Here is a 15529-nt window from a genome sequence, read left to right as displayed (position 1 = left end):
GTCCGTAGTGGCTCGTCGCGCCCCGCGTCGCAGCCGCTGATGTGCCGGCCCCGTGCCCCCGAAAGCACTCACCCGAGCCCCTCCCGAAAGAAGGAACCGCTCCCTCATGACCGCCGTAGCTCACCGCAGCGAGCACGACCTGCTGGGCGATCGGGACGTACCCGCCGACGCCTACTGGGGTGTGCACACCCTGCGCGCCACCGAGAACTTCCCCATCACCGGCACCCCGATCTCCGCCTACCCCCACCTGATCGACGCCCTCGCCGCCGTCAAGGAGGCCGCCGCGCTCGCCAACGAGGAGCTGGGGCTGCTGGAGCCCCGCAAGGCCGCCGCGATCGTCGAGGCATGCCGGGAGATCCGGGACGGGAAGCTGCACGACCAGTTCGTGGTGGACGTGATCCAGGGCGGGGCCGGCACCTCCACCAACATGAACGCCAACGAGGTCATCGCCAACCGGGCGCTGGAGCTGCCGGGGCACGGGAAGGGGCAGTACTCCTTCCTGCACCCCAACGAGGACGTCAACCTCGGCCAGTCGACCAACGACGTCTACCCGACCGCCGTCAAGATCGCGACGGTCTTCGCGGTGCGTGGACTGCTCAAGGCGATGGCCGTACTCCAGGACTCGTTCGCCCGTAAGGCCGTCGAGTTCCGTGACGTGCTCAAGATGGGCCGTACACAGTTGCAGGACGCGGTGCCCATGACGCTCGGTCAAGAGTTCTCGGCCTATGCCGTCATGATTGACGAGGATCGCAGCCGTCTTGACGAGGCTGTCGAGTTGATCCATGAGATCAACCTGGGCGCCACGGCCATCGGTACCGGACTCAATGCTCCGGCCGGGTACGCCGAGTCGGCCCGCCGCCACCTCGCCGAGATCACCGGGCTGCCGCTGGTCACCGCCGCCAACCTGGTCGAGGCGACCCAGGACTGCGGCGCGTTCGTCCAGATGTCCGGCGTGCTCAAGCGGATCGCGGTCAAGCTGAGCAAGAGCTGCAACGACTTGCGTCTGCTGTCCTCGGGACCGCGTGCCGGTCTCGGCGAGATCAACCTGCCGCCCGTGCAGGCCGGTTCGTCGATCATGCCGGGCAAGGTCAACCCGGTGATCCCCGAGGTCGTCAACCAGGTCGCCTTCGAGGTGATCGGCAACGACGTCGCCATCACGATGGCCGCGGAGGCCGGACAGCTCCAGCTCAACGCCTTCGAGCCGATCATCCTGCACTCCCTGTCGGAGTCGATCACCCACCTGGACGCCGCCTGCGTCACCCTCGCCGAACGCTGCGTGGACGGCATCACCGCCAACACCGAGGCGCTGCGCCGGACGGTCGAGAACTCCATCGGCCTGGTCACCGCCCTCAACCCGCACATCGGCTACACGGCCGCGACGGACATAGCCAAGGAGGCTCTCGTCACGGGCCGTGGCGTGGCGGAACTCGTCCTGGAGAAGGGCCTGTTGCCGGCGGAGACCCTCGCCGACCTGCTGCGGCCCGAAGTCCTTGCGGGCAGCGGGTCACCCTTGGCCTGACGGACGGTTACGGCCCGGGCGGCTGATACCCGGGCCACCTGTCCCCGGGCTACCAACACCCCGGCGATCCGGGCCACGGACACCGGCGCGCCCGCACGGGGCTGTCACGCACCGGCCCGGCCCGGCCCAACACCGACCCAGCCCGGCCCGGCCCAACACCGGCCCGGCCCGCAACAGACCCGACCACACCCGCCCCGCCCGCCCCCCGCCCACGGCGACCCGCACCAGAACCGGCCCGGAGGCACAATAGTGATCATGACAACGACGTCGTCGCTAGCCTTCCAGCCGGTCCTGGAGCGCATCGCCGAGGAGATCGAACGCACCCCGAGCCGGGGCCGGGCCGCCGACTACATCCCGGCCCTCGCCGCCTGCGACCCGCGCAGCTTCGGCATGGCCGTCGCGGAGCTGGACGGCACGGTGTACGGCGTGGGGGACTGGCGCGAGCCCTTCTCGACGCAGTCCCTCACCAAGGTCTTCACCCTCGCCCTCGACCTGGCCCGCGAGGGCGACGAACTCTGGGAGCACGTGGGCCGCGAACCCTCCGGCAACCCCTTCAACTCCCTGGTGCAGCTGGAGTACGAGAACGGCATCCCGCGCAACCCGTTCATCAACGCGGGCGCCCTCGTCGTCACCGACCGCCTCCAGACCCGTACCGGGGACGCGGCGGGCGAACTCCTCACGTTCCTCCGCGAGGAGAGCGGAAACCCGGCCCTCGACTTTGACGCCGAGGTGGCCGCCTCCGAGTCCGCCCACGGCGACCGCAACGCCGCCCTCGCCCACTTCATGGCCGCCTACGGCAACATCGACAACGCCATCCCGGCCCTGCTCGACCAGTACTTCCGGCAGTGCTCCATCAGGGCGTCCTGCGCCGACCTGGCCCTCGCCACCACCTTCCTGGCCCGCCACGGCATCCGCGCCGACGGCACCCGGCTCCTCAGCCGCAGCCAGGCCAAGCAGATCAACGCGATCATGCTGACCTGCGGCACGTACGACGCGGCGGGCGACTTCGCGTACCGGGTGGGTCTCCCCGGCAAGAGCGGGGTGGGCGGCGGCATCGTCGCGGTGGTCCCGGGCCGCTGCACGCTGTGCGTGTGGAGTCCGGGGCTGGACGAGCGCGGGAACTCGGTGGCGGGGGTGGCGGCCCTGGACCGCTTCACCACGCTGACGGGCGTCTCGGTGTTCTGAAGGTCCTGACGGACACCGGCCGCGACCCGACCCGACCCGACGACCACCACCACGGGCACGGGGAACCGTACGCCACGCCGTACCCGCCCGCGCCCGACCACGCACCGGTCACACCCCGGTCGCCACCGCGTCGCTTTCCAGCCACCCAAAACTGACACGCTGCTGACGTGTTGGCCAACATTCCCGTCGATCTCCGCCGCTGCCAGATCCTCGGTCTGGTCGGCACCGCGTTCCTCGCCGCAGGGGGTGAGACCGCAGGAGCCCTCCCCGTACGCCAACTCCTCACCCCGGCCTCGCCCCAGGCGGCCCTGGGCCTGGTCGGTGCCTACTTCGGCGTCGTCCTCCTGATCGCGGCCTGGCTCCTCCTCGGCCGCCTGGTGCGCGACCCCGAGAGACGGCCCGGCACGCGCGAACTCATGGCCGTCCTCGTCATCTGGTCGATCCCCCTGCTGCTCGCCCCGCCCCTGTTCAGCCGGGACGTCTACAGCTACCTCGCCCAGGGCGCCATGGCCGACGCCCACATGGACGTCTACACCCACGGTCCCGCCCTCCTCGGCGGCCCCCTCGCGGACGAGGTCGCCCCCATGTGGCGCAACACGGCCGCCCCGTACGGCCCCGTGTTCCTGGGCGTGGCCTCCGCGCTGGCCAAGGCGTCGCGCGGCGAACTCCCCGTCGGCCTGCTCGGCATGCGGCTCGTCGCCCTGCTCGGGGTGGGTCTCATGGCGGCGGTCCTGCCCCGTCTCGCCCGGCAGAGCGGAGCCGACCCGGCCGCCGCGCTCTGGCTCGGCGCCCTCAACCCGCTTGTGCTGCTCCACCTGGTCGCGGGCGCCCACAACGACGCCGTGATGCTGGGCCTCCTCGGCCTCGGACTGGTCGCCGCGCTGGGCAGGTGGCCGATCCTGGGCGCCGTACTCGTGACGCTGGCCGCCCTGGTCAAGGCGCCCGCCGCGCTCGGGCTCGCCGCCATAGTCGTACTGAGGATCAGAGCCGGTGACCATCCGGCGCGGGCCGTCCTGACGGCCGTGGCGTCGGCGGCGGCCACCACCGTCGCGGCGACGGCCGTCGCGGGCACCGGCTACGGCTGGATAGGTGCCCTCAACACCCCGGTTTCCTCGGGCAACTGGGCCCTGACCAGCCTCCTCGGCCGGGCCACCGGAGCCCTGCTGGAACGGCTCGGCAGCGACCTGGCACCGCTGGCCGTCCCGGCCTGGCACGCCTTCGGTGTGGTGACCGCCGTCACCGTGATCGGCTACATATGGCTGCGCCTTCGCCCGCGCCCGGTGTACGCCCTCGGGCTGAGCCTCGCCACCGTCGCCGCCCTCGGTCCGGCGATCCGCCCCTGGTACGCCCTGTGGGGACTGTTCCTGATAGCGGCCGCCGCGCCCAGCGCCTCGGTACGGCACCGGGTGGCCGCCGTGACCGGCGTGCTCGCGCTCGCCACCCTGCCGAGCGGCGGACCGGCCGACACCGGACAGCTCGTCCTCGCTGTCTCCGGCGGCGTACTCGCCCTGGTCGTGCTCGTGCAGGCCCTCCAGACGGCCCAGGCCCCGGCGACAGGACACACGGCATGAGGACGCCGACCACGGATCGCGGCCGGCTGCTGCTGGTCCTCGCGGTCGCCGCCGCCGTCACGGTGTTCACGGCGACCGTGCCGCTGCTGCGCGACTGGTTCGACCTGCGCGTCTACCACGGGGCCGTCGACACCTGGATCCACCACGGCGGACGGCTCTACGACTACCAGGTGCCGGGGACGACGTACGGCTTCACCTACCCGCCGTTCGCCGCCGTCGCCATGCTGCCGATGGCCCTGCTCGACCTGCGCACCGCGATCGTCGTGTGCCTGCTGCTCAACCTGGCGGCCCTGGCCGTGGTGGTGCGCCTGCTCACCGGCCGGTCCTGGCGGCGCCACGGCTGGTACGGCTGCGCCCTGGGCGCCTGCGCGCTCGCGCTGTTCGAGCCGCTGCGCGACACCTTCAGCTTCGGCCAGGTGAACCTCCTGCTGCTGGCCCTCGTCCTGGTCGACGGGTGGCTGCTCGCCACCGGCCGGGAGCGCTGGGCGGGGATCGGTATCGGTCTGGCCGCTGCGGTGAAGCTCACCCCGGCCCTGTTCATCGGCCTGCTGCTGGTCGCCCGGCGCTGGCGTGCTGCGGCGGTCGCCACGGTGGTGGCCGTCGCGGCGACGGGGTTCGCGGCGCTCGTGGCCCCGGACGCGTCACGCTTCTACTGGACCGACGCCCTGTGGGACACGACCAGGGTGGGCCGCCTGGACTACGTCTCCAACCAGTCGCTCCAGGGCATCCTGGCGCGGCTCGGCGAGACCGACCGCGCCGTCTGGGCGGTGGCCGTGCTGCTGACCCTGGGCGTGTGGGCGGTCCGTGCCCGGCGGGCCGTGACGGCCGGGAACTGGGCGGCCGCGTTCGCGCTCACCGGACTGACCGCCTGTCTGGTCAGCCCCATCACCTGGGTGCACCACCTGGTGTGGCTGCTGCCGTCCTTCGTGGTCCTGGTGCGCGCGGGGCGCCCGCGGATCGCGGGCGCCCTGTACGCCGTGCTCTGCACCAGTGTGGTGTGGCTGTGGTTCGACGACGCCTCCGGCATCGACGGCTTCCTCGGCAGCAACGTCTACACCTGGATCACGCTCGGCCTGCTGCTGTGGCTGCCGGTGGGTCAGCCGCGTGCCGAGGCCCCGAACCGGGAGCGCAGCGCCAGCGCCATCGAGCCCGCGCCGATCCCGGCGGCGCCCAGGATGGCCCACGTCTCCAGCCAGCCGGGCCCCGCGTCGTCCGGCGAGACGGCCGCCGCGACCGGAACGGGCTCGGGACCCGGCCTGGGCTTCGCCCGCAGCGCGTCCAGCGAGCCCACCGGATCCACCCGGCCGGCCGCCCCGAAGCCCCAGTCGAGCAGTTCGCGCGCCTCCTCGTAGACGGCGAAGCCGCCGCCCGCCTGAGGGTTCATCACCGTGACGACGAGCGTCCGGTGACCCCGGTGGGCGGCGGCGACGAGGGTGTTGCCGGCATGGCTGGTGTAGCCGTTCTTGATCCCGATCAGCCCGTCGTAGCGCGCCACGCCGTCGGCACCGGTCAGCAGCCGGTTGGTGTTCTGGATTCCGTACGACCATCCGCCCCGGCCGGGGAACTTCGCCTCGGCCGTGCCGCAGTACCGCGCGAAGTCCGGGTTGCGCAGCCCCGCCCGGCCGAAGACCGCGAGGTCGTACGCCGACGAGACCTGGCCCGGGGTGTCGTACCCGTCGGGGGAGCGGACGTGGGTGTCGCGGGCGCCCAGGGCCCGGGCCTTGGCCTGCATCCGGCCGGCCGTCGAGCGCCAGCCGCCGCTGAGCCGGGCCAGGACGTGCACGGCGTCGTTCCCGGAGTTGAGGAAGACCCCGCGCCACAGGTCGGAGACCCGGTAGGTCCGCCCCTCGGCGACCCCGACCAGGCTGCTGCCGGGGCCGACGTCCGCCAGCTCGTTCGCCCCGACCCGGTGCCGGAGGCCGCCGGGCAGTACCGGCAGCACGGTCAGGGCGAACAGGGTCTTGAGCGTGCTGGCCGGGGGCAGCTTGCGGTGGGCGTCGTGCGCGGCCAGGACCTCCCCGCTGCGGGCGTCGGCCACCACCCACGACAGCGCGGACACGTCCGGGACCCGGGGTGCGCCCCGGTGCGGGTGGACCTGGGTGCCTGGGCGGTACAGCAGGGCGGGAGACGCGGTCGCGGCCCGTGTTCCGCCAGGTGAGCCGGGGTCGGAGCCCGTGTGCGCGGCCGCCGCGGCGGGGGCGAGGACCAGCAGTCCCGACACGCACAGCGCACAAGTCGAGACGGCAACCCGGGAGGGAAATCCGATAGTCATACCGCAAAGCTAGGAATGGACCGGCCGTACACCGCGCTGCCCGGGCCGTGCGGAGCCCGTGAGCACCCGGACGGGGGAGCCTGGCTCAGCCGGTGGGCAGCGTGGGCTGGATGCGACGCAGGAAGGTCGCGTTGTCCGGGGTCTCGCGCATCCGCTCCAGGAGGGTCTCCAGGCTGGCCTGGCCGTCCCGGGTCTGGAGCGCCCGGCGCAGACCGTGCACGGTCGCCAACTCGGCCGCGGGGAGCAGGAGTTCCTCGCGACGGGTGCCGGAGGGGTTGATGGCGACGGCCGGGAAGACCCGCCGGGAGGCGAGTTCGCGGTCCAGGCGGAGCTCCATGTTGCCGGTGCTCTTGAGCTCCTCGAAGTAGAAGTCGTCGGCGCGCGAGCCGGTCTCCACCAGGGCGGTGGCCAGGATGGTCAGCGAGCCGCCCTCCTCGGCGAGCCGGGCGGCACCGAAGAACCTCTTCGGCCCGATCAGCGCGGTCGCGTCGACGCCACCGCTGAGGGTGCGGCCGTTGCCGGTGGCCGCGTTGTTGTGGGCCCGGCACAGCCGGGTCAGCGAGTCGAGCAGGATCACGACGTCCTCGCCGGCCTCGACGAGCCGCTTGGCCCGCTCGATCACCAGCTCGGCGAGCGCGATGTGCTGCCTGGGCGTGCGGTCGAACGTGGAGGCGTACACCTCGCCGCGCACGGAGCGCCGCATGTCGGTGACCTCCTCCGGACGTTCGTCGAGCAGCACCACCATCAGGTGGCACTCGGGGTGGTTGCCTGCGACGGCGGCCGCGATCTGCTGGAGCAGCACGGTCTTGCCGGTCTTGGGCGGAGCCACGATCAGCCCGCGCTGGCCCTTGCCGACGGGGGCGATCAGGTCGGCGACCCGTCCGGTCAGCCCGGCGGCCGGGTGTTCGAGACGGACGCGCTCCCTGGGGTGCAGCGGGGTGAGGTCGTGGAAGTGGCGGCGGCCCTTGTCGGGCGTACGGCCGTTGACCAGGGCGACCTCGGTGAGCGCGCGCTGGGTGCCGCGCACCCCGTCGACGACGTCGCCCTTGCGCAGGCCGAACCGGCGGATCAGCGCGGGGGAGACCTGGAGGTCGGAGGGGGAGGGCAGCAGGCTCGCGGCGCGAAGGTGGCCCTTCCCGCTCGCGTCGATGTCGAGGACGCCGGTGACGGCCCGGACCGGAGGCTGCTGCTGGGCTGTGGGGGTTTCGAGAGTGGTGGTCATGGTGGTCTGTCCTTTCGAGGACGGAAGGCATGGGACATGCGGAAGGAAGGGGGGAAGCCGCGAGAGGGAAGGCGGACGACGCCTTCGTGCGGCGGAGAACAGCACCCACAGGACCTGTGCGGTGCTGAGGAGAAGCCGGTGCATCGACCGGCGAGGTGAGAGAGAACTGGCACCGGCGCCCCGAAACGGGCGTACACAAGTGCTAACTGGACGGTACCACGGCGACTCAGTGCATGGCGAGGAGTCCGTACAGCAGGGGGATCCGCGGCTCGGGAAGCCGCCACCAGCCGGACGCCGTACGCACCATCTGCGGCCAGCGCGGCCACGGCAGCTCGTCGCTCTCCCGCAGGCTCCGGATGTGGAGTCCTGCCCCCGTCAACGCGCCGATGACCTCTCCTATTCCGTGCATCCACTCGTAGCTGGTGGTCGCGCCCTCGACGGCCGGGCCGTCGGTGTAGGTGCGGGTCGCGTCCCGGTGCACGGGACCGTCCCCGCCCAGGTAGTCGTGGCGCAGCACCAGTTCAGGACCCTCTCCCGGTGCGGGCTTGGGACCGAGGGAGTTGAGCAGGGGATGGAACTCCACGATGTACAACAGGCCGCCGGGGCGGAGGAGTTCGGCCACCACGCCCGCCCACCGCGGCAGATCCGGCAGGTAGCACAGCGCGCCCTTGCCGGTGTACACGACGTCGAACCGCCGCCCGCCCAGGGCCTCCACGGCGTCGTACACGTTCGCCCGCACGTACTCCACGTCCGCGTCGGCCTTCGCCGCGATCTCCCGAGCGGCCGCGACGGAGGCCTCCGAGAAATCGAGTCCCACCGCACGGGCCCCGCGGCGGGCCAGGGCGACCGTCTCGGTGCCGAGGTGGCACTGGAGATGGAGCACGTCACGGCCGGCGAGGTCGCCGAGGTCCGCCCACTCGGACGCGGCGAACCAGCGCTCGGGGTCGAGGTCCTGGTCGAGGCCGTAGAAGCGGCTGGCGAGGTGAACGGGGGTACGGGCGTCCCAGTTGGCCTGGTTGACCCGCATCAGCCGCGCGTGCTCGTCGGACGTCATAGGGCCATCCAACCGCGAACCGGGCCGCGACGCGCCGCATACCAGCCATACGAACCCCCGATGGCGTTTCGGTGACGCATTTCTTGTTCCGGCGAAAGGCCCTCCCTACGCTGCCAACACCGCACCAGGGCGGCATGGGACAAGGGACTTCGCCAACATGGGCCGACTCGCCGGGAAAATCGCCTTCATCAGTGGAACAGGAGCCGGAATAGGCCGGGCCGCGGCCCAGGTATTCGCTGCCGAGGGCGCACTCGTATTCGGCTGCGACATCGACGAGGACAGTGCGGCGGAAACCGTGGAACTCGTCGAGAAGGCCGGGGGAGTCATGCGGTCCCTGGCCCCCGTCGACCTGTCCACCGAGGCCGGGGCGCGCGAATGGATCGAGGCCGGCATCGCGTCCTTCGACGGGATCGACATCCTCTACAACAACGCCTCCGCGCTGCGGAACGGCCCGTTCGAGACCATGCCCGCCGAGGACTGGTACTTCACCATCAGGAACGAACTGGACATCCCCTACTTCTGCACCCAGGCCGCCTGGCCGCACCTGATCGCCCGCGGCGGCGGGGCGGTCCTGAACGTCGCCTCCGTGGCCGCCGTACGCGGCGCCCCCTTCATGCCGATGGTCCCCCACGGGGCCGCCAAGGGAGGGGTGTTGGCGATGAGCAAGCACCTGTGCGCGGCCGGTGCCCCGCACCGCATCCGCGTCAACACCATCGCCCCCGGCATGACCCGCACCTCGGCCACCGCCCCCTTCCTCGACGATCCCGCAGGCCCCAAGGCCCAGTTGGAGGCCCGCATCCCGGTCGGCCGGGTCGGCCAACCCGAGGACATCGCACGGGCCGCCGCCTTTCTCTGCTCCGACGAGGCGGCCTTCGTCAACGGCGCCGACCTCATGGTCGACGGCGGCGACAGCGCGATGGCGGGCTGACGTGAACGTCCGACTCGACCACGTGGGCGTCAACGTACGCGACCTCGACGCCCAAACCGCCTGGTACCAGAGGGCGTTCGGGCTGAAGGCCGTATTCGAGTTCCAGGTCGAGGGCCCCGGACTGCGGGGCGTCGTCCTGGAGCATCCGGACGGCTGGCGCCTCGAACTGCTCGCCCGCCCCGACTCCGCACCGGGCCTCAGGGCCCCCGACCCGATCACCGCCGCCCTCACCGAGGGATACGGCCACTTCGCGGTCACCACACCTGAACTCGACCCCGTCCACACGGCCCTCGTGGCCCACGGAGCGGGCGAGGCCGTAGCACCGGGACCGTCCCCCGAGCCCGGAGTGCGCATGGCCTGGGTCACCGACCCCGAGGGAAATCTCATCGAACTCATAGAGCGACGGAGTACGGAATGACAAGCGTGCTGAAAAGACTCGACAGGGGAACACTCATAGCCTGCTGTCTGGCCGTTGCCGCCGCGCAGCTGTGCATTACCGTGCCCTCGCCCATCAACGGCGAAATACAGGCCGCATTCGGTGCCTCAGGGTCCCAGGTCGCCTGGGTGACTTCCGCGTTCATTCTGCCCACCGCGATTCTCGAGCTGAATTTCGGCGTGGTCGGCGACCTCTTCGGGCGCAAACGCCTCCTGGTGCTCGGCGGATTCGTCCTCGCCCTCGGTGAACTGGTCAACGCGCTCTCCCAGAACATCGAGATGCTGTGGATCGGCCAGGCCCTCGCGGGCATCGGTGCCGCCGCGCTCTTCCCCAGCTCCCTCGCCGTGATCGCCGCCGCCACCCCGGACGAGAAGGACCGCGCCAAGGCCGTCTCCACCTGGGCGCTGAGCATCTCCCTCGCCTCCGCCCTGGGCCCGCTGTCCTCCGGCGTCCTCGCCACGGTCGCCGACTTCCGCTGGGCGTTCGTACCGCCGGTGATCCTCGGTCTCGTCGTCGGCTTCGCCAGCATGGCCCTGGTCACCGACTCCAAGGCACCCGAGGGCCGCACCCTGGACTGGCCCGGCCAGATCACCATCGCCGTCGGTCTCACCGCCCTGCTCTGGGGCATCATCGAGGGCGGCGAGCGCGGCTGGAGCAGCCTGGCGATCGTCGGCGCCCTGTCCCTCGCCGCGGTCGCCCTGGTCTCCTTCGTCGTCGCCGAGAAGCGCGCCGCCTCGCCGATGTTCAACCTCGACCTGCTGAGGATCCCGTCCTTCGCGGCGGCGGCCGTGGTCGCCCTGGCCGGCATGTTCGGCTTCATCGGCACCGCGTACTGCGTCTCGATCCGCCTCGGCGCCGTCATGCACCTCAGCGCGCTCAGGGCCGGAATGCCGTTCGTGATCCTCCAGCTGATCCCGCTCCTGCTCGCCCCGGTGCTGAGCAGGATGCTGACCCGGGTGGAGCCGCGCTGGCTGCTGGTCGGCGGGCTGCTGCCGATGGCCGCCGGTCAGTTCTGGATCGCCGCCCTGCCCATCACCACCACGTCCCTCGCCGCGTTCATCGGCCCGGTGCTGCTGCTCGGCGTCGGCTTCATCTGCGTGGTGTCCTCGCTGACCTCCGCCGCCGTCAACGCCGTACCGCTCCACATGACCGGCATGGCCTCCGGCGCGACCAGCCTGGTCCGCGAGTTCGGCCAGGGCCTCGGACCGGCCGTCATCAGCACGGTCGCGATGAGCCTCGCCTCCTCCGCCCTCGTCGGCAAGCTCTCCGGCGCCGACGCGGGCATGGAGGCCGCGGCGGGACCCCTCGCCGTCGTCAACGCCGGCAGCGACAGCGCCCGGGCCGCCGCCCAGGACGCCCTCGCCCACGGCATGGCGGTCGGCGTGGTGATCTGCGGCTGCGCCTCGCTGCTCGGGGCGGTGGTGACGCTGCTGCTGGTGCGGAAGAACGCGGCACGCTCGGCCACGGAGGCGGCGGTGCAGCCTGCGGCCGCCTGACGGACGCAGAACCGAGACGAGGGGCCGGACATCCGGCCCCTCACTTTTTGTGCGCGCCGGGTGTCGATTCGCGTCGGTCCCGTTCGTCGGGTGGGTGTAGGAAGCTCATGAGGACCGGGAGGAACCATGAAGTACATGCTGCTCGTCTGCGGTGACGACACCGCCGACGCCTCGGGCATGGCACCCGTCGAACCCTGGGTCGACGAACTCGGCGACCGCGGCGTACGACTCCACGGGCACCGGCTCGCCCAGCCCGCCGACGCGGTCACCGTACGGGTGCGCGGGGGTGAGGTGCTGCGCACCGACGGGCCGTTCGCGGAGACCAAGGAGTACGTCGCCGGGTTCGACATCCTGGAGTGCGCCGGCCTGGAGGAGGCCGTCGAGGCCGCCGCCAAGCACCCCGTCGCCACCATCGGCGCCATGGAGGTGCGCCCGTTCTGGGAGGACGAGGACGCCGAGGGCGAGATCCGCCGCCTCGACGCCGAACTGACGGCCGCGGCGGGCACCGGGGACGTCGAGCGCGCGCTCGCCTGCTACGCGCAGGACGCGGAGGTCGTGGCGCACGGCCGGGCGGACCGGGGCGTCGAGGCGCTCCGCAAGATCTGGGCCGAGACCGGTCCGGTCACCCGCGAGGTCCTGGAGTTCCGCGTCCACGTCGACGAGAGCATCGCCTTCGGCCACGCCCTCGTCCGCACCGACGGCCGGCTGCTGCGTGTCACCACCGGCTACCGCAACGTCGGCCCGCGCTGGGTGATCGTCCACGAGCACGTCACGGAGGCCACGTCATGAAGTACGCCCTGCTGATCTGCACCCCCGTCGACGGCGAGGAGCTCAGCCCCGCCGAGATCGCCGACGACCCCCGCTTCACCTCCTACATCGACGAGGTCCGCAGCCGGGACGTCGTCAAGGGCGGCGCCCGGCTGCGCCCCGCCTCCGACGCCACCACCGTCCGCGTCCAGGGCGACGAGGTGCTGCTCACCGACGGGCCGTTCATCGAGTCCAAGGAGTACATCGCGGGCATCGACATCATCGAGGTCGCCGACCTCGACGAGGCGATCTCCCTCGCGTCCCGGCACCCGGCGGCGCTCGCCGGCGGCTCGGTGGAAGTGCGGCCCGTGTGGGAGTGACCCCCGAGGAGGCCGTCGCCGCCGCCTTCCGGGAGGAGTGGGGCCAGGTCGTCGCCACCCTGATCCGGGTGACCGGAGACTGGGACCTCGCCGAGGAGTGCGCGCAGGATGCCTTCGCCCAGGCCCTCGACCGATGGCGGCGTGACGGCGTCCCGCGCCGCCCCGGCGCCTGGCTCACCACGACCGCCCGCCACCGGGCCATGGACGTACTGCGCCGGGAGGCCGTCGGAGCACGGAAACTACAGGAGGCGGCGATGCTCACGGCGCCCGAGGAGCCGTACGACGACAGCGGGGTCCAGGACGACCGACTGCGCCTGATCTTCACCTGCTGCCACCCCGCGCTGCACATCGAGGCCCGCGTCGCCCTGACCCTGCGCACCCTCGCCGGACTGACCACACCGGAGATCGCCCGCGCCTTCCTCGTCCCCGAGGCGACCATGGCCCAGCGCCTGGTGCGCGCAAAGAAGAAGATCCGCAACGCCGGCATCCCCTACCGCGTCCCTCCCGCGCATCTGCTCCCCGAGCGCACGACCGGCGTCCTCGGCGTGATCTACCTCCTCTTCAACGAGGGGTACGCGGCCACCTCGGGCGCCGATCTCGTACGACGGAACCTGTGCGCGGAGGCCGTCCGGCTGGCCCGGGTCCTCGCCCGCCTGATGCCGGACGAGCCCGAGGCCCTCGGCCTGCTGGCGCTGCTCCTCCTGCACGACGCCCGCCGCGAGACCCGCGTGGACGCGCACGGCGAACTGGTGACCCTGGAGGACCAGGACCGCACGGCCTGGGACCACGACGAGGTCGACGAGGGCGCCACGCTGCTGGAGACCGCGCTGCGCCGGGGCCGGCCCGGGCCGTACCAGATCCAGGCCGCCATCGCCGCCTGCCACACCACGGCGGCCACGGCCCAGGACACCGACTGGGCCGACATCGCCGCCCTGTACGGCGAGTTGGTCCGCCTCGTGCCCTCGGCCGTGGTCCGGCTCAACCGCGCGGTCGCCGTCGCCATGGCCCAAGGCGCCGACGCCGGGCTCGAGTTGGTCGCGGAGCTGGAGCGGGAGGGCGAACTGAACGGCTACCACCTGCTTCCGGCCACACGCGCCGATCTGCTGCGCCGCAGCGGCCGTACGACCGAGGCGGCCCGGGCGTACGAACGGGCCCTCGAACTGGTGGAGAACGACGCCGAGCGGGACTTCCTGGAGAAACGGCTCGCGGAGTGTCGATCCGGCTAGGGGCCGTTCGTCGGTGGGGTGAAAGGCACCGAAGCAACCCCGAGACTCCGGAGGTCCCCATGACCGCCACCGACTCCCGCCGCTGGTACGCCCTCTGTCTGCTCTGTGTCGCCGGGTTCATGGTGATCCTCGACCGGGCCGCCGCCGCGTCTTCATGACCGGCACCCTGATGTCCGGCCTCTCGTCGCTCCTGTGCGGATTCGCCGGTACGGCCGCGGTGTTGATCGCCGCCCGTGCCGTGCAGGGAGTCTCGGCCGCCGTCATGGCGCCCACCGCGCTGTCGATCCTCCTGTACACCTTCGAGGAGGGCCCCGACCGCAACAAAGCGCTCGGCTTCTGGTCCGGCAGCGGCGGATTCGGCGCCACCGCCTTCGGCACGTCGTACACGCTGTCCCAGTACGGCCAGGGCGTCCGGTGTGGGGGAGCAGGACTCGGGGGTCGCCTCCGGCATTCAGACGGCGGCCTTCCGGATCGGCGGGCCTTCGGAGTCGCCGTAGCCACGTCAACGACCGTCACGCACATCGCGGGACCGGACCTGACCGCACTGACATCGGGCTACCAGACGGCGTTCACGGCCTGTGCCGTCCTCGCGGTGACCGGACTGAGCTGCGCGATCGTTCTGCTGGGTGCGAGGTCGCGCCCCTCCAGGAGTGCGGGGAACCGCGCGGCCGGGCCTCACCGCCCCGCGGACGCACACGATCTCACCCGTCGAGTGCGTTCGTGATCGCCTTCACCCCACCATGTGAGGCATAGCCCCCGTCCACGGTGATCTCCGCCCCGTTCACATACGACGCCTCGTCGGACAGCAGATACACGACCAACGGCGCCACCTCGTCGACGGTCCCCGCTCGCCCCTGGGGCGTCATCGCGAGATGCGCCCCCACGAACACCGGATTCGCGGACGCCATCAGCGGAGTCTCGATGTAGCCGGGGTGGATGACGTTCGTACGGATGCCCCGGGGCGCCAGCTCCAGCGCCGCCACCTTCGACAGGCCGCGCAGGGCCCACTTGCTGGCTGTGTAGGCCACCGCGTGATGAGCGGTCAGTCCGGCGACGGAGCCGACGTTCACGATCGAGGCACCGACCGGCATCAACGGTGTCAGGGCCTGGATGCCCAGCAGGGCCCCCGTCGTGTTCACTGCGAACGCCCGGTTCCAGTCGGTGAGTTCGACCTCCCCGAGCCGGGCCCGCATCGGGATCCCCGCGTTGTTGACGAGACCGTGCACGACCTCCAGCTCACCGGCCAGCGCTGCCCAGTCCTGCGGCGACGACACGTCCAGATGCCGGTAGCGGACGTCCAGGCCGTCCGCCCGCAGGGACGCGGCCAGCTTCTCGCCGGGCTCGTCGAGGACGTCGGTCGCGATCACCGCCGCGCCCTCCCGGGCCGCCGCCGTCACCTCGGCGGCTCCCTGACCCTGCGCGGCCCCGGTGACGACGACGGTACGGCCCGCCAGACGCGTACGGCTCACGGTTCCTCCAGTGCGGTTCGGGAT

At 71.9% G+C, this 15529-nt stretch carries 14 protein-coding genes and 1 pseudogene; 11 read left to right on the top strand and 4 right to left on the bottom strand.

All coding sequences use genetic code 11. From position 1 onward, the window contains the following. Positions 1-106: 106 nt before the first annotated feature. The 4 genes from aspA (at position 107) to G3I78_RS51705 (ending at position 5627) form a co-directional block, all read left to right on the top strand. Positions 107-1519 carry an aspartate ammonia-lyase gene (gene aspA, locus G3I78_RS05255; RefSeq protein WP_164421599.1) on the top strand — a complete coding sequence of 471 codons (1413 nt, stop codon included), beginning with the start codon at positions 107-109 and terminating at the stop codon, positions 1517-1519. A 255-nt stretch (positions 1520-1774) separates the two neighbouring features. Next, positions 1775-2704: a glutaminase gene (locus G3I78_RS05250; protein ID WP_164421598.1), complete on the top strand. Its 930-nt coding sequence runs from the start codon at positions 1775-1777 to the stop codon at positions 2702-2704. 167 nt (positions 2705-2871) lie between these two features. Continuing rightward, positions 2872-4275, top strand: coding sequence for a polyprenol phosphomannose-dependent alpha 1,6 mannosyltransferase MptB (mptB, locus tag G3I78_RS05245; protein WP_164421597.1), 1404 nt, complete (start codon positions 2872-2874; stop codon positions 4273-4275). After that, a complete protein-coding gene (locus G3I78_RS51705) occupies positions 4272-5627 on the top strand; it encodes a glycosyltransferase 87 family protein (RefSeq protein WP_164421596.1) in 1356 nt (451 codons plus the stop codon). The genes mptB and G3I78_RS51705 overlap by 4 nt, the downstream gene beginning before the upstream one ends. Before the next feature lie 35 nt (positions 5628-5662). Here G3I78_RS51705 and G3I78_RS05235 read toward each other — a convergent pair. The 3 genes and pseudogenes from G3I78_RS05235 to G3I78_RS05225 all read right to left on the bottom strand — a co-directional run. Then, positions 5663-6547 (bottom strand): annotated as a pseudogene (locus tag G3I78_RS05235) (serine hydrolase); the annotation flags it as partial. 85 nt (positions 6548-6632) lie between these two features. Continuing rightward, positions 6633-7913 (bottom strand): transcription termination factor Rho, encoded by a 1281-nt coding sequence (rho, locus tag G3I78_RS05230; protein ID WP_203614385.1) that lies wholly within the window; start codon positions 7911-7913, stop codon positions 6633-6635. Between the two features lie 82 nt (positions 7914-7995). Then, entirely contained in the window at positions 7996-8823 is an 828-nt protein-coding gene (locus tag G3I78_RS05225) for a class I SAM-dependent methyltransferase (protein WP_164421593.1), read from the bottom strand. Between the two features lie 157 nt (positions 8824-8980). On the opposite strand from G3I78_RS05225, the gene G3I78_RS05220 reads away from it, so the two are divergent. The 7 genes from G3I78_RS05220 to G3I78_RS05190 all read left to right on the top strand — a co-directional run bounded on the left by G3I78_RS05220 (position 8981) and on the right by G3I78_RS05190 (position 14760). Continuing rightward, complete coding sequence (locus G3I78_RS05220; RefSeq protein ID WP_164421592.1) at positions 8981-9751, top strand: SDR family NAD(P)-dependent oxidoreductase; 771 nt, start codon at positions 8981-8983, stop codon at positions 9749-9751. Position 9752: 1 nt separating this feature from the next. Then, positions 9753-10169 carry a VOC family protein gene (locus tag G3I78_RS05215; RefSeq protein ID WP_164421591.1) on the top strand — a complete coding sequence of 139 codons (417 nt, stop codon included), beginning with the start codon at positions 9753-9755 and terminating at the stop codon, positions 10167-10169. Continuing rightward, on the top strand, positions 10166-11683 hold the full coding sequence (locus tag G3I78_RS05210) for an MFS transporter (protein WP_164421590.1): 1518 nt from the start codon (positions 10166-10168) through the stop codon (positions 11681-11683). Before G3I78_RS05215 ends, G3I78_RS05210 begins: the two co-directional genes overlap by 4 nt. Before the next feature lie 126 nt (positions 11684-11809). After that, positions 11810-12472 (top strand): YciI family protein, encoded by a 663-nt coding sequence (locus G3I78_RS05205; protein ID WP_164421589.1) that lies wholly within the window; start codon positions 11810-11812, stop codon positions 12470-12472. Further along, entirely contained in the window at positions 12469-12810 is a 342-nt protein-coding gene (locus tag G3I78_RS05200; protein WP_164421588.1) for a YciI family protein, read from the top strand. The genes G3I78_RS05205 and G3I78_RS05200 overlap by 4 nt, the downstream gene beginning before the upstream one ends. Further along, a complete protein-coding gene (locus G3I78_RS05195; RefSeq protein WP_164422103.1) occupies positions 12807-14036 on the top strand; it encodes an RNA polymerase sigma factor in 1230 nt (409 codons plus the stop codon). The genes G3I78_RS05200 and G3I78_RS05195 overlap by 4 nt, the downstream gene beginning before the upstream one ends. Positions 14037-14190: 154 nt before the next feature. Then, a complete protein-coding gene (locus G3I78_RS05190; protein ID WP_239157631.1) occupies positions 14191-14760 on the top strand; it encodes a hypothetical protein in 570 nt (189 codons plus the stop codon). Here G3I78_RS05190 and G3I78_RS05185 read toward each other — a convergent pair. Further along, positions 14738-15505 (bottom strand): SDR family oxidoreductase, encoded by a 768-nt coding sequence (locus G3I78_RS05185; RefSeq protein ID WP_164421587.1) that lies wholly within the window; start codon positions 15503-15505, stop codon positions 14738-14740. The genes G3I78_RS05190 and G3I78_RS05185 overlap by 23 nt on opposite strands. Positions 15506-15529: the final 24 nt, after the last annotated feature.

It is taken from the genome of Streptomyces sp. SID13726 (assembly GCF_010548375.1).
Classification (GTDB): Bacteria; Actinomycetota; Actinomycetes; order Streptomycetales; family Streptomycetaceae; genus Streptomyces.
The sequence above is the reverse complement of the archived record's forward strand: the minus strand, read 5'-3'. Positions and strand labels throughout refer to the sequence as shown.